Below are 23042 nucleotides of genomic sequence, written 5' to 3'. Positions count from 1 at the left end.
AATTAGTCTTTCTAAAAATAGGGAAAAACTACTCACCAAAGAAATTAAAAAAATAGGAGGTTATGCGTTAGGGTTTTTGTTTCTAATACGTTTGTATAATTTTATACCTAACATTAAAAGCATAGCTAAGACAAAAATTCCAAGTACGCCGTAGATCCAATTAATAGCATTTCTAACAATAACTAAAAACACTACCGAAAATAGAATAAGCGTAGAGGCTTCATTCCAAATACGCATAAATTTAGAGCTGTACCTTATTTGGTCTTTTTGTAATTGGTTTACTATTTGGTGATTTTTTAGGTGGTATAAAATCAGTAAAAAAACAAACCCAAGTTTTACATGCATCCAAGGCAGTTGTAAAAATGATGGGTTAATTACAAGTAATAATACCGCAAATAATACAGCTAATATGGCAGATGGCCAAGTAATAATGTACCACAAACGCTTGGTCATTATTTTAAACTGTGTTGTTAATATTTCTTTTTCTGGTGATGGTTTAAAACTAGCTTCAATATGGTAAATAAATAGCCTTGGTATATAAAATAAACCAGCAAACCACGTAATTACAAAAATTAGGTGAAGAGATTTTATATACAAGTAATAATCTTCCATTTTAGCTTTAAATATTGGGTTTAGCTTGGTAAAACACCATCTTTTTCCCAGTTGTTAACCCAGTCTGCCATAACAGCAACCCAGTTTTCATCTGTATTTAAACAAGGAATATGTTTGTACTCTACACCGCCAGCTTCTGTAAATTGCTCTTTTCCTTCCATTGCAATTTCTTCTAGCGTCTCTAAACAATCTGCAACAAAAGCAGGTGTAATAACAGCTAAATTCTTTTTGCCTTCTTTAGGGAAACGTTCAAACTCAAAATCTGTATATGGTTTTAACCAAGGATCGTTTGGTAAACGAGATTGAAAAGAAACACTTATTTTATCTTCTGGAATACCTAAAAACTTGGTTACTCTTTTAGTTGTTTCGTAACATTGGTGACGGTAACATGTGTTGTGGGCAACAGAGTTTGTACTACAGCAAGAACCATCTATTTTACAATGAAACTTAGTTGGATCAGATTTTCTAATATGACGCTCAGGAATACCGTGGTAAGAGAATAAAATGTGATCGTAATTAAATCCTTTTAAGTTTTCTGCAATACTTTCAGATAGTACTTTTATATAGTCATCATTCTTGTAAAAAGCTTGCAGTGTGGTAATCTTCATTTCAGGAAAATGTTGTTCTTTTTCTTCCATCGTTTTTACAACAACGGTTTCAAAAGAAGACATTGCATATTGTGGGTAAAGAGGAACTAAAAGTACCTCGTCTACACCTTTATCTTTTAATTCTTGTAATGCATTTTTAATAGTCATACTACCATAACGCATACCAAGAGCTACAGGCATTGTAGTTTGTTCTTGTACTTTTTTGCTAAAACGTTCAGAGATTACAACTAGTGGAGAACCTTCTTCCCACCAGATTTTTTTATAAGCTTCGGCAGATTTTTTAGGTCTTGTGCGTAAAATAATTCCACGTACAATAATATTACGTAGCCAATTAGGTACATCAATAACTCTTTCGTCCATTAAAAACTCATCTAAATATGGTTTAACATCTTTAGCTGTTGGACTATCTGGTGATCCTAAATTTACTAATAAAACTCCTTTCACAACTGTATCTTTTAGAAGTGCAAAAATAAGGCTTGTAACTCAACTTTAACACTTTTGACTATAATTTATACTTATTCTTGAATAGTTTTAAAAATGTCTTATCTGCTAATGTAACGTTAATTAGTAGCTATTTTTTTTGTAGCAAATTATTTTAATGCAACTTACGTAAGAATTTTACGTTGTTATTTTATAAAAAAATAAATGTTTATGCGCATTTTAATTTGTTCTGTTTTACTGGTTTTTTCTTTTTTATCTGCAAGGGCACAAGAAGAAAATAGCTTGCTTTGGGAAATTTCTGGTAACGGATTAAAGCAAACATCTTATGTATACGGAACAATGCACGTAAGTAAAAAGGTTGCTTTTAGGTTAGACGATGTTTTTTATGAGTCTTTATTAAAGAGTGATATTGTGGCGTTAGAATCTGATCCGGCAACTTGGCTAGAAGAAGATTTAAAAGAAAATAAAACCTCTAGATATAGTTATGTTCCAGATGGCTTTTATTCTAAGTCTTTTTTAATGAATAATCCGCAAACCGAAGATTTGGGTGCTTTCTTGTCTTTGGAAGATAGAGTACTTAATGGATTGTTGTATAGAACTAACTCTAGCAACCAAGATTTTGAAGAAGAAACTTATTTGGATATGTTTATATACCAAGCGGGACAAAAATTTAATAAACAGATTGTTGCTTTAGAAGATTTAGAAGAATCTTCTACGCTTGTAGGTAGAGCTGGTCTTAACTCTATGAAAGAAAAACCAGACGATTGGTTGCTAAAAAAGATGCAGCAAAAAGGTATGGGTTTTCTATTGCAAGATGCATACAGACAGCGAAATATAAACTTAATTGATTCTTTAGATTCTGGAATATATACCGACCATTATCTTAAAAATATGCTTTACATTAGAAACGAGAATATGGTTAAAAAGCTAGATTCTCTATTACCTAATAATAAAGTTTTTACTGGTATAGGAGCTGCACATTTACCAGGTAAAAATGGTGTTATTGCTTTACTGCGTTCCAAAGGGTATACTGTAAAACCACTAACTTCTAGAGCAGGTGTAAAAGGGAAGCAACTAAAGGAGAAAATTGAAAAAACATTTAAGTCAAATACATATATAGAGCAGTCTCCTGACGATGCTGTTTTTACGGCTTTACTGCCAAATAAATTGTATCCTGTAGGAGATAGAAATACAACAAGTTATATTGTTCCAGATCTTGCAAATGGTAGTTATGTAATGATTACCCGTGTGCCTACTTTTTCGTACTTAAAAAAAGATAGAAGTTTTGACTTTAAAAAGATTGATGAGCTATTGTTTGAAAATATTCCAGGTAAAATTTTAGAAAAAAGTAAAAAAGAAAAGGATAGTGTTCCTTTTATAGAGATTAAGAATTTGCTTAAGAATGGAGATCATCAACGATATCAAATTTACATCACTCCTTTAGAAATTATTATTTTTAAAATGGGAGGTGAGGGTACTTACGTTCAGCAATATTCAGATACTATATTTAATGCCATATCATTTAAAAAAGACCTTTTTAAAAAGGTAAACGTTATTTCTGGATTTAAAGATTTTTCAGTTGAAATGCCATCTAATTATACGTTTACAAATAAGTATAGAAAAGGAAATAGGCTAGTACAAGGTGTAGATGTAAAAAAAGATAATTACTTTTTTCTAAGAAGAGTAACGCAGAACGATTTACGTTTTATTGAAGAAGATACGTTTGAGTTAAACCAAATTCAAAAACGTTTTTATCAAGACCTAAAAATAAAACCAAAATATAATGTTATAGAGAATAAAGCGCTTACATCTAGTGCTATATTAGACTCTGTTGCGGGTAAAAAAGTGTATTTAAAATCGGTTATTAATGGTGTTAATTACTACTTATTAGGAATGGTAGGTAAAGATTCTGTTACTGCAAAAACCTATTTTAATTCGCTTAAAATAACACCTCCTAGTTATAAAAAAGAGTTTGTTACGGTAAAAGATACGGCCTTGTATTTTACAACAAAAACAACAGTTAAGCCACCTAGTTTTTCAATAAATAATTACAATTATAGGGTAGGAGGTAAAAAGCCAAAAAGTTATGAGGCATATAAGAAAACCAATCTTTATGAAAATAGTAATGGTGAAGTAATACGTGTATCTGCGCACAAAGCACACGATTTTTTAATGTTACCCAGTATAGATTCTCTATGGACTTTGCGAAAAAAAATATATGCAAATGATAGTTTTATAATTACAAATGAAGAACGTTCTGTTACTCCAGATGGTTACAATCAGTTACAACTTGTTTTAGCAGATACGGCAAGTACAAGAGGTATTTTGGTAAGGAATGTTTCTAAAGACGGTTTGTTGTATGAGATTAAAACTGCTGTTGATGCAGATGAAAAACCAAGCAAGTTTGTAACTGAGTTTTTAAGTAATTTTAAACCTAAAGACACTGTTATTGGTAGGTCTTTTTTAGATGATAAAACAGCTGATTTTTTTGCTGCTTTACGTAATAGCGATAGTATTGTTTTAAAAGGTTATAGCTATATAAATTTTGAAAATAAACATTTAGATTCTCTTGAGTATTATATTGCTAATTTTAAGTTTAAAGAAGATCAAAAATTTGTTCAGGCTCATTTAATACAACAAATGGGCAAATTAAGGAGTCCAAAGGTTGTGCCTTTCTTTTCTAACTTTTATGAAGATTCTTATAATAACTCTAATGCACAGACAACGATATTGCAAGCGGTTTCCTCTAAGGCCAATGAAGCTTCTATAAATGAGTTGCTAGGTCTAATGTCTAAAGACTTGCCTTTGGTTAGTAACAGTTTTGCTATTAACAGTATTTTTAAACCTTATGTAGATAGTTTGTCTTTGGCAAAACATCTGTTTCCAGAGATTTTAGAATATAGCGCTATAGAAGAATATAAAGAGCCTATTTTTTCACTCTTGGCACGTTTGCAATTGCACGGATATTTAAAATCTAATAGTTATAAAAAATATAAGAAACAGATTTTAAATGATGCTAAAATTCAACTTAAAAGACACTTAGGAAAAGATAAAAATAAAACTAACAATAGAAGTTATTCTAATAGAAATGTAACTTATAATATACTGGAAGACTATACTATTTTGCTATTCCCGTTTCGTAAAGAAAAAGAAGTTCAATGGTTTTACACAAAGTTGTTGTTAAGTAAGGATGCTGCAGTAAAAACTACATATGTTGCTCTGTTGGCTAGATCAAACTCAGTCATACCAAACGGTATTTTATATTCTTTGGCAGCTGATGCCAAAACCAGAAAATTACTTTTTGAAAAGTTAAAAGTGGCAAAGAAATTACAGATTTTTCCTAAAGACTTTTATACAGAAGAAAGTCTTGGAGAGAGTATAGTATACTGGCGAAATATAAATAATACCAATAAGTATAAAGTAAGCTATATACAGAAACAAGATATAGAGTACAGAGGCAAGAACTACGTTGGTTATTTTTATAAGTTTATCCAGGAAAGTATTTATGATAACGCTTCTAAATTATACCTAATAGTATATCCAAAAGATGCCAAGATAGGCGGTAAGCCATTTTATCAAAACAACGGAATTTCTATGGAAGATATTTATACCGAACAAGAATTGTTAGATATGGCTATAGATGGGTTTATTTTAAAAGATAGAAAAAGAGCTGCGGTATTTAAACCCAATGCGTATCACGGCAACTACAGGCTTTACAACAATTAATTTTTGATTATTTTTGATGACGATGAAACAACTCTTCCTTCTTTTTAGCCTCTTATTTGTTACTATAACTTTTGCACAAAACATTACGTGCTCTCCAGAAGATGCAACTGCGTTTCATAAAAAATCTAAAGAAATAAGTTTGTTGCCGCAATCGGTTAATTTTGGAGATTCTTTAATTTCAATAGGTAAAACTTTTTTAAAAATTCCTTACGTTGCTAAAACATTAGAAGTAGGAGAAAAAGAATCCTTGGTTGTAAATTTACATGGTTTAGACTGTACCACTTTTGTAGAAAATGTACTTGCTTTTGGTTTAATTTCTAGAGCAGATAGTTTAGACTTTACTTCTTTTGCAAATGCATTAGAAGAGATTAGGTATAGAGACGGACAATTAAATGGTTATGGCTCTAGATTGCATTATTTTACAGAATGGATTTCTAATAACCAAGCTAAAGGTTTGGTAAAAAATATGACCGGTGAAATTGGAGGTAAAATTGTAAAAAAGGAAATCAATTTTATGGGTACACATAGAGATTTGTACCCGTTTTTAAAAGATGATGCAAATTACAATACCATACTAAAAACAGAAACAGCGCTTAAAGAAAATGAGTTTTGTGTATTGTCACAAGAAGATATTGCAGCTAATGAGCACTTAATACAATCTGGAGATATTATTGCGTTAGCAACATCTATAAAAGGTTTAGACGTTACACATACGGGTATTGCTATACGTGCCAAAGATGGGCGTATACATATGTTACATGCTTCTACCGGATCTATGCAAGTAGAGATTACAAAACTACCATTAGTAGATTACCTTAAAAAGATAAAAAGTAATATCGGTATTATGGTCGCTAGGCCGTTGTAATAACCTTACTTACCCATTAGTTAAAGACATTAAGTACTTTTTAGGAGTTGTTCCGTATTTCTTTTTAAAGGCGGCAATAAAATGACTTGCGGTGCTGTAACCTACTTTTAAGCCAACTTCGTTTACATTATGCTGGCCAGTTTCTAGCATTTTACGTGCGTAATCCATTTTATGTTCAAACAAAAAACTGTAGACTGAATCGCCATAGATTTGTTTAAAACCTTCTTTTAGCTTTTTTAAGGATAAACCAATTTCTTCAGATAGTTCTGTTAAAGTTGGTGGTTCTGCCATTCTTGCAATAATAATTTCTTTTGCTTTTCTAATTCGTTTTACATTGTCTTCATCAACTAAAAACGGACATTGTTCTACGTCTGCATCTTCACTCTTATTAAAATACAAGGCTATAAGCTCGTAAACTTTCGCTTTTATATAGAGATTTTTTATAGAAGAATGTAGATTGTAGTTCATAATCTGACTTAAAACTATTGCAGTAGCCGGATTTACGTTTTCTTGCGAGTAGTATTTTTTGTCTTTAAAGTCCGAGCTTAAAAACGGAATATACTCTGCTTCTTTAGAAAACAAAGAATGAAACTTACGTATAGTCATTACCACAGATACCATCCAAGAATTAGGACTTAACTCTAGATTTAGTGGTAAATCTTTTTGTGTATTGTATAATAAAAGCGAATTTTCTTCAGATACTTCTAGAGCATAGCTACTGTCATTAAAAATAAACTTTCCGTTGCCTTTTAGGCAGTAATGAAACTGTACAAATGAACTGTCTATTTCCCGTTCAACTTTTTGATTTTCAATACTATCGTTTTGTATTTTAAGTACATAAAAACCATCTTCAATAAGTACTTCTTCAAAAGAACCTTTAGCGGTATTTTTTGCTTCCATTTTAAAAGTTGTTACAGTTTCTTTCTATTTAGAAAGGTTCTAAATAGAAAATCAATTATCAATCTTAAGTCAACAAATATAGGTAATTAGCTTCTTTTTAGTGTGAATATGAGGTTAAAAAGCGGTAATCGATACTTATTGTTCTTCTAGCGTTACTTTTATTGTAATGCTAGAATTATTTTTGTAACCGATTTGAAAAATTCCCGATGAAGAATTATCATATTTCTAAACATAGCTCCTTTTACACCATAGGTCTTAATTACGAAAAGGCAGATGCAGTTGTAAGAGGTAAATTTAGTTTAGATGAAAAAGCAATGAATGCATTGCTAGTAGAGGCAGTTGAAGAAGGCATAGATGGTTTGTTGGTTACCTCTACATGTAACAGAACAGAATTACACGGTTTTGCAAAACACCCATTTCAATTAATAAAATTGTTGTGTGATAATGCATTGGGAACCGTAGAAGAATTTCAAGACGTAGCTTATGTATACAAAAACAACGATGCTATTAGTCATTTGTTTAAAGTTGGTACAGGTTTAGATAGTCAAATTCTTGGCGATTTTGAAATTATAAGTCAGCTTAAACAAAGTTTTGTTCGTTCTAAAAAGCACAATTTAGCAAACCCTTTTATAGAGCGTTTATGTAATGCTGTTATACAAGCAAGCAAGCGTATAAAAAACGAAACAGAAATATCTAGCGGAGCAACATCTGTTGCTTTTGCATCTGTGCAGTACATTATAAAAAATGTACCTAATATTTCTGAGAAAAATATTTTACTTTTTGGAACGGGTAAAATAGGTCGTAATACCTGCGAAAACTTAATAAAACATACTCAAAACTCACACATAACCTTAATAAATAGAACCAAAGACAAGGCAGAGAAAGTTGCTGGCAAGTTTAATTTGGTTGTTAAGGACTATGGAGATTTACAAGCAGAGATTAGAAATACAGATGTGTTAATTGTTGCAACAGGTGCAGCGCAACCTACAATCTCTAAAGAGCTAATCTATACCAAAAAGCCACTTTTAATATTAGATCTTTCTATTCCTAAAAATGTTGCAGAAAGTGTAGATGAGTTAGATAATGTATCGCTTATTCATTTAGATCATTTATCACAAATGACGGATGAAACATTAGAAAAAAGAAAGCAGTTTATTCCGCAAGCAGAGGCTATTAATGATGAAATTAAAGGCGAGTTTATAAAATGGTTAGAAACCAGAAAATTTGCTCCCGTAATAAAAGCATTAAAGCAAAAGCTAAATACCATAAAAGAAGAAGAGCTAGATTTTCATAGCAAAAAGGCTGCTAACTTTAACTTAGAAGAGGCAGATATTATAACGGATCGTATTATTCAGAAAATTACTAAGCAGTTTGCAAATCATTTAAAAGATGAAAACACAGACGCTAACAATAGTCTAGACTTAATACAGAAAGTTTTTCAATTAGAAGTGAATACGACAAAATGAGCAAAATAATACGCATTGGTACCAGAGATAGTGAACTTGCATTGTATCAGGCAAACAGAGTAAAATCTGAACTAGAAAAATTAGGTCACAAAGCAAAAATAGTTGCTGTTAAATCTGCAGGAGATCTAGAACTAGATAAACCACTTTACGAACTAGGAATTACCGGTATTTTTACAAGAACCTTAGACATAGCTATGTTAAACGGTGATGTAGATATTGCTGTGCATTCTTTAAAAGATGTGCCAACTGTTTTGCCAAAAGGTATTGTACAGGCTGCTGTTTTAGAACGTGGTAATGTAAGAGATACTTTAGTTTATAAGAATAACGAAGAATTTTTAGGTGCTCGTGATGGTGTTATTGCTACTAGTAGTTTACGCCGTAAAGCACAATGGTTAAACCGTTACCCAACACACACTGTAGAGGATATACGCGGTAATATAAACACACGTTTACAAAAACTAGAAGAAAGTGAAACTTGGCACGGTGCTATTTTTGCTGCTGCTGGTATTGGACGTTTAGAGTTAAGGCCAGAAGAAGCTGTAAATTTAGATTGGATGGTACCTGCTCCAGGGCAAGGTGCAATAATGGTTGCTGCTAGAGAAATAGACGAAGATATTTTGGCTATTTGTGCAGAAATTAACCATGAAGAAACAGAAATTTGTACAACAATAGAACGTACATTTTTAAATAAATTAGAAGGTGGTTGTACAGCTCCAATAGGTGCTTTAGCTTACATAAAAAGTGAGCAAGTAGTTTTTAGAGTAATACTTTTAAGTCCTGATGGATCTAAAAAGATTGAGACGGATAGAGTTGTAAAACTAGGGAAGCATCAAGATTTAGCTGCTACTGTTGCAGAGTTTGTTTTAGATCGTGGTGGTAAATACATTATGGAAGGTTTGCATAGTGAAGAAAAGAAAACTTCTGTTTTTTCTACAAAACTACTTACCAACGACCAAAAAGATAGATTTACAAAAGGTATTACAGTAGAAAGTAAAGATTTTATTAAGGTAAGTCCTAATAGATTGCCACCTCGTATCTTTAAAAAGGAGATCGAAAATGTAATTATCACCAGCAAAAATGCAGTAGAATCTATTGTTACAAATTTTCCTGGATCAGAATTACAATTCAAGAATATTTACTGTGTTGGTCGTAAAACGAGACGTTTTATAAAAAACAATATAGGTCCGGTTGTTCATTTTGAAAAAACAGCAAAGGAATTAGCTCATTATTTGGTTGATAATTTAGAGACTAAAGAAGTAACGTATTTTGCTAGTAATTTAAGATTAGATGATTTACCAGCTATACTAGAAAAAAATAACATAACAATAAACGAGGTTGAAGCCTACCAAACAAAATTTGATACTAAAAAATTAGACGATACTATAGAGTCTGTTTTATTTTATAGTCCGTCTGGAGTAGAAAGCTTCTTGTTAGAGAATAAACCAAACGTTATTGCATTTTGTATAGGAGATACTACAGCAGTTGAAGCTAGAAAAAAGTTTTCAGATGTTAGAGTAGCAAAATTGCCAACAGTAGAAAGTGTTATAGATTTAGTAAACGAACATTATAAATAGATTATAGCTCTTTACAGTTAGCCTTTTAGGTGTTGTAAGATGATATAGACTATAATAGATATAAGATTAAAAAAGCATAAGTCTAAGGACAAACGCTAGTAGCTAATACCCAGTTATGATAAAAAACGATTTATTTTTAAGAGCTTTAAAAGGAGAAACTGTAGATAGACCACCAGTTTGGATGATGCGTCAGGCGGGTAGATATTTACCTGAGTTTATGGAAATCAAGAAGAAATACGATTTCTTTACGCGTTGTCAGACTCCAGAATTGGCATCAGAAATAACAGTACAACCTATACGTAGGTACGGTATGGATGCTGCTATTTTATTTTCTGATATTTTAGTTATTCCACAGGCTATGAATATTGAGGTAGAGATGAAACCAAACTTTGGTCCTTATTTACCAAATCCTATTCGTACTTCTAAAGATTTAGAATCGGTTATAGTACCAGATATAAATAGCACGTTAGGCTATGTTATGGATGCTATTAAAATGACAAAAGAGAAGTTAAATGATGATATTCCTTTAATTGGTTTTGCGGGTTCTCCTTGGACAATATTATGTTATTGTGTACAAGGTCAAGGTAGTAAAACATTTGATAAAGCAAAAGAATTTTGTTTTACAAACCCAGTTGCCGCTCACCAATTATTACAAAAAATTACAGATACTACAATTGCTTATTTAAAAGAGAAAGTTAAGGCTGGTGTTAATGCTGTTCAAGTATTCGATTCTTGGGGAGGTATGTTATCACCAACAGATTATCAAGAATTTTCTTGGCAATATATGCAGCAAATTATAGACGCTTTAAAAGATGAGGCTCCTGTAATTGCTTTTGGTAAAGGTTGTTGGTTTGCTTTAGATGAAATGGCAAAATCTGGAGCTGCTGCTTTAGGAGTAGATTGGACGTGTTCTGCGCGTAACGCACGCTACTTAACAGGAGGTAACATTACATTACAAGGTAATTTTGATCCGTCAAGGTTATTGTCTCCGCCAGCAGATATTAAAAAAATGGTACACCAAATGATTAACGAATTTGGTAAAGATAAATACATAGTAAATCTTGGTCACGGTATTTTACCAAACATACCACTAGAGAATGCTAAGGCATTTATAGATGCTGTAAAAGAGTACAAAGCAAACTAGTGAAAGTCTGGACCAGAATACAAAGTTTAAGCATAAGACAGTTTTTTAAACTGTCTTTGCTGTTTTTAAGAAACCCATTATTGCTGTTTCCTAGTATAAAAGCAACGAAACAAACATTTATGCTTTGCAATACCTACTATCCAGGTGAGCATAGTAAAAGTAATAAAGGTAATGCGTTTAGACACGCAGTATGGAATGCTCTTTTATGTAGTTACACCCTTAAAAGAACTAAAAACAAGCAAAAAAGTGTGTTTTGGGCTCAAAAAGTAACCGATTTATATGAAAAGGTTACAAATAACAATGAGTTGGATGAGCAAATGGATCTACAAAATAATGCTGTAGGCAGATTATACTTCTTTAATTATGTCAACAAACCTGAAGAAGAATTAGTAGCTTTTATTTTAAATAAAAGTAAAGTCGCAGAGAAAATTAGTACAGAAAAAGACATTAAAATTTACCCTGCAAATATGGTGTATATCGTATCTTAGTTTTAGAAACTAAAAATGAATACTATATGTTAAAAAATATACTAAAAGGAATTAAAGCCTATGGAGGTAGCTTTGCTTTAATTTCTAAGTTAAAACTTTGGAAATATTTTTTTGTTCCTATTTTAATTAGCCTTGTAACGGCAGCAATTATTGGTTTTTTAGCTTATGGTTTGTCAGATAATATAGGTGCTTTTATAGCTCAGATTTGGGTTTGGGACTGGGGAAAAGAGGTGTTTACTACAGTTTCTAGTTTTATAGGAGCAACAGCAATTATTGTAATAGGTTTGCTGTTGTATAAACACATTGTAATGGCACTTTCTGCACCATTTATGAGTCCGGTTTCAGAAAAAATAGAAGCACACTTAACGGGCGTTCCTGCTCATAGTCATACAGACACATCTTTTAGTGAGCAATTATGGCGTGGTGTACGTATAAACGTTAGAAACTTAGTTAAAGAAATTTTATTTACCATCCCAATTATACTTCTTGGTTTTATCCCTGTTGTAGGTGTAGTGTCTACAATCTTATTATTTTTAATGCAAGCATATTACGCAGGTTTTGGTAATATGGACTATACTTTAGAGCGTCATTTAAAATATAAAGAAAGTATTCGTTTTGTTAAGCAAAATAGAGGCTTAGCAATTGGCAATGGTATAATTTTTATGTTATTTTTGTTTATTCCGTTACTTGGTATAATTCTAGTTTTACCACTGTCCGTAACCGCTGCTACGGTAAAAACGGTAGAAGTTTTGAATCCGAAAACAATAAACAAATCACAATAATTTATGGTAAAAAAAATAATACTAACTCCTATTCAAAAATTTGTAAAAATCGAAAGCTCTAGTGGTATATTACTGCTGCTTGCAACAATATTAGCCTTAGTTTTGGCAAACTCTCCTTTTTCAGAAAGCTACCAGTCTCTTTGGGACTATAAAATTGGTTTTGTAACTGAGGATTTTAAGTTGAACAAACCTCTTTTACTATGGATAAATGATGGTTTAATGGCGATCTTTTTCTTATTAATTGGTTTAGAAATTAAGCGAGAATTTCTTATTGGTGAGCTAAATTCTTTAAAGAAAGTAGCATTCCCTTTATTAGGTGCATTAGGAGGTATTATTATTCCTGTTTTATTTTATTTTGTTTTAAATGATAATCCAGAAACCACTAAGGGATGGGGAATTCCCATGGCAACTGATATTGCTTTCTCTTTAGCGCTTTTAAAAGTTCTAGGCAACAGAGTGCCTTTAAGCCTTAAAGTATTTTTAACTGCATTTGCAATTGTAGATGATTTAGGTGCTGTTTTGGTTATTGCATTATTTTATAGTAGCAACATACAGCTAATGTTATTGGGAATAGCGCTTTTGCTTTTAGTAGCATTATACCTAATTTCTTATTTAGGCTATTATTCTAATTTTATTTTAATTTTCTTAGGTATAATTATTTGGACATTATTCTTAAAATCTGGAATACACCCTACATTGGCTGGTATTTTATTGGCATTTTCGGTTCCAATTCGTCAAAAGATAACTACTCCAGAATTTGTAGATAACCTAGTGGAGATTACAAACAATATTAAAAAAGCATCTGTTTCTAAAAAGCCAATTTTATTAAAAGGTCAGATAAGTGAGATTGATGATTTGGGAGAATGGACAGACAAATACCAATCTCCATTGCAAAATTTGGAGCATAAATTACATAATTGGGTCGCTTATCTTATAATACCTTTGTTTGCTTTTGCTAACTCTGGGGTTGTTTTAAGTAGTGGCTTGGACTTGGAAACAGCATTAATAGTAAACATAGGTATTTGTTTAGTGTTGGGTAAAAGTATAGGGATAAGTTTAATTATTTTTATTGCTAAAAAGATTAAATTGATAGATGTTCCTTCAGATATTAGTAACCAACAAATTATTGGAGTATCGTTTTTAGCTGGTATAGGTTTTACAATGGCAATTTTTATTGCAAGTTTAGCTTTTGCAGACAGTCCTAAGTATATAGATTCAGCTAAAATTGGGATTTTAATAGGTTCTATCATTGCGGCAATTATTGGCTACCTTATTTTAAGATTTAAAAAGTAATAATGAAAGATAAGTTTTATAAATACATACAAGAATTACAAGATACCATATCTAATAAATTAGCGGCTGTAGATGGGGTGGCTACATTTAAAGAAGATATTTGGGAGCGTCCAGAAGGCGGTGGTGGTAGAACTAGAGTTATTGAAAATGGTGCTGTTTTTGAAAAAGGAGGAGTTAATATTTCTGGTGTACATGGCGAATTACCAGAAAGTATGCAAAAATACTTTGGTGTAAAAGATGCTAATTTTTTTGCCTGCGGATTAAGTTTAGTTCTGCATCCTAAAAATCCGATGGTGCCAACAGTACACGCTAATTGGCGTTATTTTGAAATGTATGATAAAGAAGGTAACATTGTAGACCAATGGTTTGGTGGCGGACAAGATTTAACGCCTTACTATTTGTTTAACGAAGATGCATCTCATTTTCATAATGTATGTAAAACCGCTTGCGATAAACACAACGCAGATTTCTATCCAAAATATAAAGCGCGTTGTGATGAATACTTTTGGAATGCGCATAGAAATGAGGCGCGTGGTATTGGTGGTTTGTTTTTTGACTATTGTAAGGCTACTGACGCTATGTCTATGCAAGATTGGTACAATTATGTAACCGAGGTAGGAAATAGCTTTTTAGAGTGCTATGTGCCTATTGTAGAAAAGAGGAAAAATTTACCGTATACTAAAGAGCAAAGAGATTGGCAAGAAATTAGACGTGGTCGTTATGTTGAGTTTAACTTGGTACACGATAAAGGAACATTGTTTGGACTTAGAACAAACGGACGTATAGAGAGTATTTTAATGAGTTTGCCTCCGCACGTACAATGGGTTTATGATCATACCCCAGAGGAAGGTAGTGAAGAAGAAAAATTACTTCAGGTTTTAAAAACACCTAAAGAGTGGGTTTAGAATAAGAATAACAAAGAAAAAGGTGTCTAATATAATTTTAGACACCTTTTTACATTTGGGAAACAATCAATCTAATAAAAAACTATTTCATTGGTAAGACTACAGTGTCTACTACGTGTATAACACCGTTAGACTGGTTTACATCTTCAATGGTAACTGTAGAGATAGTACCAGCAACATCTTTTAATTGTACTTTTCCTTTCGTAACCATTGCAGTTAATTTTTCACCAGCAACAGTAGTAAATTCTGCTTTTCCATTACCCATTTTTATTGCTTTCATTATATCTGCAGCAGAATGTTTACCGGCAATAACGTGGTAAGTAAGTACCTTTTGTAATGTTGCTTTATTCTCTGGTTTTAATAAAGTGACAACAGTACCTTCTGGTAATTTTTCAAAAGCCATATTTGTTGGTGCAAAAACAGTAAAAGGACCTTCTCCTTGTAAAGTTTCTACTAAATCTGCTGCTTTAACAGCAGCAACAAGTGTTGTGTGGTCTTTAGAATTTACCGCATTAGATACAATATCTTTTGTTGGGTACATTTCTGCGCCACCAACCATTTTAGTTTCAGCTTTCATCATTTTATCTTGAGCAAATGTATTTGCTCCAATTAAAAGTACAATAGCTAGTGAAGTCGATTTTAATAATTTAGATAATTTCATTTTTGTGTGTTTTAATATTTGATTACGACCTTACCTACGGCAAAAAATAAAAGAGGGTTTTAAAAAAGTTACTTTTTTTTAGAATGATATGTTTATGGTTCTTAAAATTGAAAAACAGACTACTTAGTTTATTTAATCCTTTTCATGGTGCTTCAAACTTTTTGGTAGATATATTACCCAGTTTTAGGGCTAAAAGGGACTATTTTATACTGTTTGTAGCTATTGTTTAGCACGTAACAAACCAAATGGTTTGTTGATTTAAAGAGTTCGCAAAGACAAAAACGCCCCAAAAGGAGCGTTTTAATAGTTGTGAAAGTGTGTGTTTTGTTTATTCTAACACTTCTTTTAAGTTGTCACTAGACTTACGGTCTATTAATTTGTTGTACGGATCTATACCTGCTTTTTCAGGTTTTTTATTTGTAACAATTGTAAATGTATTGTCACCAGGAGCTAACCATTTTAATTCAAAATAGTATGGATCTTTAAGGGTTACATTCTCTTCATTTTTAATATCAGGTCCAAAAAGTCCTATGTCAACTAAGTTCTTTTTAGTATCAGTTTCTCTTTCTTTTCCTTTATCATCATAATAAATTTTAGAAGAGTTTACAGTAAAAGTAGTTTCCCATTTTCCGTTGTCTAATTTTTTAGTTTTAGCATCTACTACTTTGTTTTCGTATAAAACAATTTCTTTAAAACCATCTGTAACCTTATACTTTAAAGAGTCTGGCGTAACAGCGTAAATAGCATCATATAAATTCTCTGATGTTGCATAAACACCTTTGTTAAAATACTTGTACTCGTTTAAAAATTGTTTTAATGCACTATTAATCTTGTTTTCACCAATAACATCTTGCAGCTCGTACATAACCATAGAACCTTTACGGTACCAAATATGCTGACCAGTCTCTACATTAAGTAAAGAGCGCTCTGGTTTAAAACTAAATTGTCTGCTTCTTAAATACTCATCTAATGAGTTTTTTAAGAACGATTTTATTCCGTTTTCTCCGTACTCATTTTTCATTGTCATTAATGATACATACTCTGCTAAGGTTTCAGAAATAATATTAGCACCAGATGTTTTACTTGGTGTTACAATATGTCCCCACCATTGGTGCGCAACCTCATGAGACGTTACTCTAAAGGCATAATTAAAATCTTCAGCTTTTGAAAAATCTGCCACAAAACCAAAATCTTCAGAATAAGGTATTGTTGTAGCAAAAGATTGGGCAAAAGTGGAGTATGCAGGGAATTCTACAATTCTAATAATAGAATACGGATACTCATAAAAGTTTTTAGAGTTGTAATCTAAGGATACTTTTATGCCATTTATAAAATGCTCTAAATTTCTTTTGTGCTTAGGAGAATGATAAACTTCTATAACAACTTTTTTACCGCTTGGAGCAGTCCACGAGTCTTTTTTAACGTCATAGGCAGCGGAAGCAAAATTGAAGAAATAATCTGTTTTTTCTCCTAATTTATAAGTAAAATAGCTTCTATTGTCTTTATCCCACTTTTTAACAAGCTTACCAGGTGCAATGGCTATTTGCCCTTTAGAGGTACTTACGGTAGCCTCAAAGTTCATGTAGTTTGCATCTTCATTAAAAAGGTTTTTACGTAAAGCAATGCTATCTGTTCTAGGCGACAGTAAATAATCCATTTCTTCTAAATCATACTTTTTACGAGTACCATTATCGTTTAAAGCAATTTCATAATGAAAAGAAGGGAATATATCATCTCTAAAAAATGTACCGTTATTTAATACATTTGTCTCTAATCCGTTAGAAAACCCCTTAGTAATAGCTCTAGTATTTATAACTAAAGAAGCAGTATCCTTTGGTTGTAAAGGCTCTGACAACTTGTATATAAATAGCCTGTAAATACTGTCTTTTAAAAATGGTTGTAGTTCTTTACCGTTGTAAACAACCTTTGTTATTTTAGTATCTGCAACACCAAATTTAACCTCCATTAAAAGTGTGTCTATTGCGGTGTCAAAGTTATTGACAGCAGTAAAATTACCTTCTGCATAAACGTCTCTTTCTTCTGGGTAAATATCTACTTTAGCCTTAAGATCTACAATCTGTATATGTGGTTTGTTTAAATATTTTATGTATTTTTTTTCTGCATCTGCAGCATTTTTATTGCTGTAATCCGCGCTTTCTATGCTGTTTAAGATTTTTAAGTTATAATAACTGTAAGCGCCAACTGCTATAAATGCAATAGTAAAGACTAAAAAAGCAACTATTGTTTTTCCTTTAAAACGAGAAATAGCCAAGCGAAATCTTTCTTTAAAGGAAGAATAAAATCCTCTGCTCCAGAAAACATAGCCGACTATAGCTAAAATACAGCTAAATAAAACCCAATATAGATTTAACCAAAATCCGCCATTTAAGTAATGCCCAAAGCCATTTAAATCACTTAAAAAACTACTAGGTACACCGCCATATATAAATAATGGGTTGTTAACTTTAAAAACTAGTGTTATTAAAATAGGTAAACCTAAAGAAATTACAATAACTAAAAAGTGACCTAAGAATTTATTATTTGCTAGTACGTGAATAAAAAAGGCAAGTAGTACCGTTGTTATGTACGCAGGAAATATATTGGCGAAATTAAATGTAAGATACATTCCTACCTCATAATTAAAATACCCATTATATGTTTGGTATAACATACCTACGACTATGGTAATTATTGTAAGTAGTACCGCTACACCAACTAAAGATATAATTTTAGAAATGTATAGGGTTGCGTTGGTTACTGGCAATGCATCATAAAACTCAAAAGTTTTATTACTTCTTGTTCTGTGTACAGCTTCACCTGCATAAATAACAAGTATAATTATAGAAAATACCAATAAGCCAGAACTTAGCTCTTGTACCATAAAACGAGTTATTGGTAAAGATGGAGTGCCATATGTCTGGGTAGATTGCGTAGCTATAAATACAGAGAAAATAATACCAACTAGAATAAGAATTCTAAAAGCATTCTCTTTAACAATAGATAAAAATTCAATTTTACTTAAAGACCATAAGTTACCCCAATTGGCTTTTTTAGTAAATACTTGTTTTATGTTTTCTATTGCAACTGCACTTTGTGGTGCTATGCTATCTTCTTTTAATTTTTTAGCTTTTTTAGGAATTAAAAAACTTGGGTATGAAAATTTAAATAGTGTAAATACAAAAATACCAATGCTAATAGCAAACCACATAACACGGTTTAGTAAAAACTCACCATACATTGGTAAATACAAGGTATTAACCTCGTTTATAGACCAATATTTTTTAATAAATTGATATGCCTGAGAACCAAACGGATCTAAATAAATACTTAGCCATTGGCTATCTAAGTCGCCCAACAAAGTGCCAGCTATGTTGCTTAAGATGAATATTAAGATTCCTCCTAAATATAAAATAGACATTCTTTTAAAAAACGTCATTAAACTAAAGAATAATGCGCCAATAAAAAGTGAATTAAGCGTAAGGTAAAATATAAAAGGAAGAAAGTATGCTGTAAAATCAAAACCTGTATACGTGCCATAATCTGGCCTGTTTAGCATTGCGCCAATAGTAAAACCAATTATAGCACCAAGTACAGCACCAATGTTCATTATGGTTACAATAGTGAAACTACCTAAAAAACGACCTAAAATATAATTTTTCTCTGTTATAGGAAACGTAAAGTAGGTTTGTGCTGTTTTGTGTTCTTCATCTCTGTATACAGGTACGCCCATTATTGCAGCGTAGAAAAACAACCCTAATATACTTAAGCTACCCAGTACGCCGGCAATTGCGTTAGGACTATTGGTAAACTGTGCTGTTCCAGAATCCTGAAAAACTGAAATTAGCAATGGAATTATAAACAACAGAAAAATGTAAATGTATGTTACGGGTCTGCGTAACCTGTATTTTAGTTCAAATAAAAATATCTCTTTCATAATTACACAGTTTGTTTAGCCTTTTGGTTAATACTGTAGAAGTAAAAATCTTCAAGGGTGTTGTTTATAACTTCAAAACCATCACCAGGGTTGCTATCTGCGTACACATTTATGTTTAGGTTTCCGCCTCGTAAATAAGAAGATAGTACAGTGTGACTTGCCTCAAAAGCGGCAATTTCTTCTTTTTTAATACTTTTTCTAAAAACTTTGCCATTTAAAGAGTTGGTAAGCTCCATAGGGTGTCCTTGTACTAGTACCTGACCCTCGTTAAAAACAGCCATATTTGTACATAGGTTAATAACATCGTCTACTATATGTGTAGATAAAATAACTACCGCATCTTCTCCTAATTCACTTAGTAAATTATGAAAACGGTTACGCTCTAACGGATCTAAACCAGCTGTTGGCTCATCTACAATTATTAATTTTGGATTACCAATTAGTGCTTGTGCAATACCAAAACGTTGGCGCATACCACCAGAATAATCACCTAAATTTCTTTTTCTAAACTTGTATAAGTTTACCTTGTTTAACAAGTCGGCAACATATGCTTTGCGCTCGCCACTATTTTGTATTCCTTTTATTTTTGCAATATGATTTAGCATCATTTCTGCAGAAACCTTAGGGTATACACCAAAATCTTGTGGTAAGTAACCTAATACTTTACGCAACTCTTCAGGTTCTCTAAATACATCTGTGCCATTAAATTCTATACTACCGCTATCTGCTAATTGTAAAGTAGCAATGGTTCTCATTAAACTAGATTTACCAGCACCATTTGGACCTAAAAGACCAAACATACCTTTGCTAATTTCTAAATTTACATTGTTTAACGCTTTTGTTCCGTTAGGATACGTTTTGTTAAGGTCTTTAATAGATAGCATATGTATTTTTTTAAGTTTTATTGATATTGATTAGTTAGTAACTAGAATTGTTAATTTGTTACACTTTAGAATAATTAAATTAAGAAATGTCTTACTATTTTTTAATCATCTCCAGGTTGTAGCTTTTTTAGATGCATCTTTAAACTGGTAGATAATATGTGCTAGCCTAGCTTTAACCAATTGTTTTCTGCCGTGTTTGGTTCTAGTGTATACTAAGGTAGAATTGCCAACGAATTTTTTCCAATAGAAATGAAATTTTTCAGCCTCTGTCTTACGTTTGGCAAAAATTGCAGGAACAACATAGTAGGTACGTAGATTCCATTTTCTTTTTAACCAAGAGCTATCGTCTATTACATATTTAGGATTGTCTACTGGTGCTATAATTTCTTCTAATGCAGTAATAAACAAAGAACTTTCGTTAGTTGTAGCACCAGTTATATAACAGGCAAAAACACCAGTTGAGTACTGTTCTGTTTCTAGTTTAACTTTGCCTAAAGGTGTTGTAATTTTATGCAATGCAATTAAAGAGTGTAATACAGTCTCGGCAATTTTTTTTGTCTTGCGTTCTGTGTTTCCAAACAAAAAGTAAAGCTTTAGCGCTTTGTATGCTCTAGGTACAAAACCAAGAAATACTGCTCCAAAAAACAACGATACAAACTGTATTATTCCTTTACTTAATAAAATTCCTAAGTTTTTAAGTATAAACTCTGGTATTAAGGCAAATGTACCAACAAGTACTTCTAATAAAAGGTATTTACTAGCATTTACACTTCGTAGTTTTTTTTGCCTAGTATATGGTTCTTTATAAGGATATAAAATTTTTAATTCTCTAATGTAGACAGCTCCTTTGCCAATTGCTTTTTTCCACCTTTTAGAAATTAAGTTTCTTTGAGTAGCAATAGAAAAAGTATCCTTATTTATGGAGTCTAAGTCTATTTCTGCAGAAAACTGTAAAGGCAAACCTAGTCTGTCTAAACCATTAACAATGTAGGGTTCTCCTTTTAAAGCAACACCTATAAAAGCATTAAATCTACGGGTTAGTTTTTCTAGATCTTTACCACCTTCAGGGTCTGTTGGGTCTATACACGCTAAGTGCCAAATGTTACCTGTTTTGTTTGTATTACCAAGCTGAGTTCTAATTGCTCTACCTCTCATTTGGTTAGACGATACAAACGAGCCAACATAAGACGCCAATACTAAGGTGTTAATTGCAGGTGCATCCCAGCCCTCGCCAAGTAATGCTTTTGTACCAATAAGCACTTTAATTGCTCCATTTTCAAAAAGTGTTGTTACGGCAGAAACCACTGTGTTTTTACCTTTTGTAAACGATGTTATAATAACAAAATCGGTATCTACCTCTAGAGGTGTTGCTGTAAATTCTGTTTCGTTTACTATTTTTTTTAGGTTGATAATAGCATTCTTGTGTAGAATTACAATAGAACCTGTTAAAACACCTAGTTGTTCTTTGTGAGTGCTTTGGGTTCGTAAGTACTGAAAAATAGATACAACACCTAATTTGTTTAATTCTTCAAGTTTAGAACCATCAAAATAAAGAAACTCTTTTCGTATAAAATCTGTTAAAATAACAGCTCTTAAATCGTCTTTTAAATTATCACTTTCAGCAGTAATAATAGCATTTATACTTTTTAATTTACTAGGGCTATTTGCTAATGTTCTATATAAATCTTCTGCACCAACAAAATCTACACGCTTTTTATTAAAAGCGCCAATTTTACGTAAATCTCTTTCAATGTTGTGTAGCTTTTCTTCAAAAGGTAAAAGCAATTCTCGTTGCACAACAAGTACTCCTTGTAATAAAACTTGTAACCAGTTGTAGTTTAAATTTGGGAATTCAATTTTGTCATCATCAAAACCTAAAACAGCTATTTTTTCTTTTGGGACAACTACTTTTGTTGCATTTAAAAATATTAATAAAGAAGAGTAATACAGTGGTTTGCTGTAAATATTCTCTAGCTCTTCTTCTGTGTTTTTGTAATATGGGTGCTCTTGTAAAATGTTGGCAAACTCAGTATCATCTACAAGTGTATTTATAAATTTTAAAATGTTTTCACGATAGGTAAGAATATATTTTATTTGATCTTCATCTGGTTTAGAAAAATGTACATAATCTTGGTGTGGACATAAATCTCCGTTTTTAACTAAATCCGGAACCACAATCTCATCATCTATTGGTCCGCATAAATCAAAATACTTTTTTACCTCACTAGGTTCGCTATCATAAGGTGGTGTGGCAGTAAGTGATATTACCGTAATATCTTCTGCCTTTTTAATTTCAAACAAACATTTCCACCATTCGTTTTTTAGGTGATGGGCTTCATCTAAAACAATAGTTTTTATGTTATTTTTCTTTATAAAATTTACTAAGGTTTCTTGGTTTTCTTCTTTTTTAAAACCTTTATGCAAAGCGTGTAAAGCTTGGTAAGTGGCAAAGGTAATTTGCTTTGGTTTTTTTATATTTAAAGAGTAATTGGTGTATAATTTATCTTCAAGAAAAAAGCTTTGCATTCTGTCTTTCCATTGATTTCTAATGGTTAAAGAAGGTGATAATACCAATGTAGTTTGGTTTACCCGTTTTATCATTTCTAACCCTAAAATGGTTTTTCCAGAACCAGGAGGCGCAACCACATGCAAATGTTTGTCGCTTATGTGTGTATCAAAATTATCTAAGAATTTTTTCTGATAAGTACGCCAAGTAAACTTAAATTGTAAAATGTTGTTAATAGTACTCAAATGAAGGC

General features: G+C 31.8%; 16 protein-coding genes. 9 read left to right on the top strand and 7 right to left on the bottom strand.

Annotated elements, in window-relative coordinates:
* Nucleotides 1–60: 60 nt before the first annotated feature.
* Together BT107_RS10520 and hemH are read right to left on the bottom strand one after the other, a co-directional pair.
* A complete protein-coding gene (locus tag BT107_RS10520) occupies nt 61–612 on the bottom strand; it encodes a CopD family protein (protein WP_072303730.1) in 552 nt (183 codons plus the stop codon).
* A gap of 20 nt (nt 613–632) precedes the next feature.
* Nucleotides 633–1664, bottom strand: coding sequence for a ferrochelatase (gene hemH / locus BT107_RS10515; protein ID WP_072303729.1), 1032 nt, complete (start codon nt 1662–1664; stop codon nt 633–635).
* A 207-nt stretch (nt 1665–1871) separates the two neighbouring features.
* Here hemH and BT107_RS10510 point away from each other — a divergent pair, with 207 nt between their 5' ends.
* A complete protein-coding gene (locus BT107_RS10510; protein ID WP_072303811.1) occupies nt 1872–5387 on the top strand; it encodes a TraB/GumN family protein in 3516 nt (1171 codons plus the stop codon).
* 22 nt (nt 5388–5409) lie between these two features.
* Nucleotides 5410–6252 (top strand): N-acetylmuramoyl-L-alanine amidase-like domain-containing protein, encoded by an 843-nt coding sequence (locus BT107_RS10505; RefSeq protein ID WP_072303728.1) that lies wholly within the window; start codon nt 5410–5412, stop codon nt 6250–6252.
* 9 nt (nt 6253–6261) lie between these two features.
* Here BT107_RS10505 and BT107_RS10500 read toward each other — a convergent pair whose 3' ends face one another.
* Nucleotides 6262–7152: an AraC family transcriptional regulator gene (locus tag BT107_RS10500; RefSeq protein ID WP_072303727.1), complete on the bottom strand. Its 891-nt coding sequence runs from the start codon at nt 7150–7152 to the stop codon at nt 6262–6264.
* Between the two features lie 206 nt (nt 7153–7358).
* Between BT107_RS10500 and hemA the strand changes: the two genes are divergently transcribed.
* The 7 genes from hemA to hemF all read left to right on the top strand — a co-directional run bounded on the left by hemA (nt 7359) and on the right by hemF (nt 14804).
* A complete protein-coding gene (gene hemA / locus BT107_RS10495) occupies nt 7359–8618 on the top strand; it encodes a glutamyl-tRNA reductase (RefSeq protein WP_072303726.1) in 1260 nt (419 codons plus the stop codon).
* The gene (gene hemC / locus BT107_RS10490) at nt 8615–10192 is read left to right on the top strand and encodes a hydroxymethylbilane synthase (protein WP_072303725.1); all 1578 of its coding nucleotides are present in this window, start codon (nt 8615–8617) and stop codon (nt 10190–10192) included. The genes hemA and hemC overlap by 4 nt, the downstream gene beginning before the upstream one ends.
* A 115-nt stretch (nt 10193–10307) precedes the next feature.
* Nucleotides 10308–11336 (top strand): uroporphyrinogen decarboxylase, encoded by a 1029-nt coding sequence (hemE, locus tag BT107_RS10485; RefSeq protein WP_072303724.1) that lies wholly within the window; start codon nt 10308–10310, stop codon nt 11334–11336.
* Nucleotides 11336–11824 carry a DUF6973 domain-containing protein gene (locus BT107_RS10480; RefSeq protein ID WP_425291840.1) on the top strand — a complete coding sequence of 163 codons (489 nt, stop codon included), beginning with the start codon at nt 11336–11338 and terminating at the stop codon, nt 11822–11824. The genes hemE and BT107_RS10480 overlap by 1 nt, the downstream gene beginning before the upstream one ends.
* Nucleotides 11825–11850: 26 nt before the next feature.
* Entirely contained in the window at nt 11851–12606 is a 756-nt protein-coding gene (locus BT107_RS10475) for an EI24 domain-containing protein (RefSeq protein WP_072303722.1), read from the top strand.
* 3 nt (nt 12607–12609) lie between these two features.
* On the top strand, nt 12610–13899 hold the full coding sequence (nhaA, locus tag BT107_RS10470) for a Na+/H+ antiporter NhaA (protein ID WP_072303721.1): 1290 nt from the start codon (nt 12610–12612) through the stop codon (nt 13897–13899).
* Between the two features lie 2 nt (nt 13900–13901).
* Entirely contained in the window at nt 13902–14804 is a 903-nt protein-coding gene (gene hemF / locus BT107_RS10465) for an oxygen-dependent coproporphyrinogen oxidase (protein WP_072303720.1), read from the top strand.
* 82 nt (nt 14805–14886) lie between these two features.
* On the opposite strand, the gene BT107_RS10460 is transcribed toward hemF, so the two are convergent.
* The 4 genes from BT107_RS10460 to BT107_RS10445 form a co-directional block, all read right to left on the bottom strand.
* Nucleotides 14887–15465, bottom strand: a complete 579-nt coding sequence (locus tag BT107_RS10460; RefSeq protein ID WP_072303719.1) for a fasciclin domain-containing protein — start codon at nt 15463–15465, stop codon at nt 14887–14889.
* 328 nt (nt 15466–15793) lie between these two features.
* Nucleotides 15794–19399: a M1 family aminopeptidase gene (locus BT107_RS10455; protein WP_072303718.1), complete on the bottom strand. Its 3606-nt coding sequence runs from the start codon at nt 19397–19399 to the stop codon at nt 15794–15796.
* 2 nt (nt 19400–19401) lie between these two features.
* On the bottom strand, nt 19402–20283 hold the full coding sequence (locus BT107_RS10450; RefSeq protein WP_072303717.1) for an ABC transporter ATP-binding protein: 882 nt from the start codon (nt 20281–20283) through the stop codon (nt 19402–19404).
* Nucleotides 20284–20388: 105 nt separating this feature from the next.
* Nucleotides 20389–23034: a DEAD/DEAH box helicase family protein gene (locus BT107_RS10445; RefSeq protein WP_072303810.1), complete on the bottom strand. Its 2646-nt coding sequence runs from the start codon at nt 23032–23034 to the stop codon at nt 20389–20391.
* Nucleotides 23035–23042: the final 8 nt, after the last annotated feature.

Source organism: Cellulophaga fucicola (genome assembly GCF_900119145.1).
In the GTDB taxonomy this organism is placed as follows: Bacteria; Bacteroidota; Bacteroidia; order Flavobacteriales; family Flavobacteriaceae; genus Cellulophaga; species Cellulophaga fucicola.
Note: the sequence above shows the minus strand (reverse complement) of the source record. Positions and strands in the feature narration are given on the sequence as shown.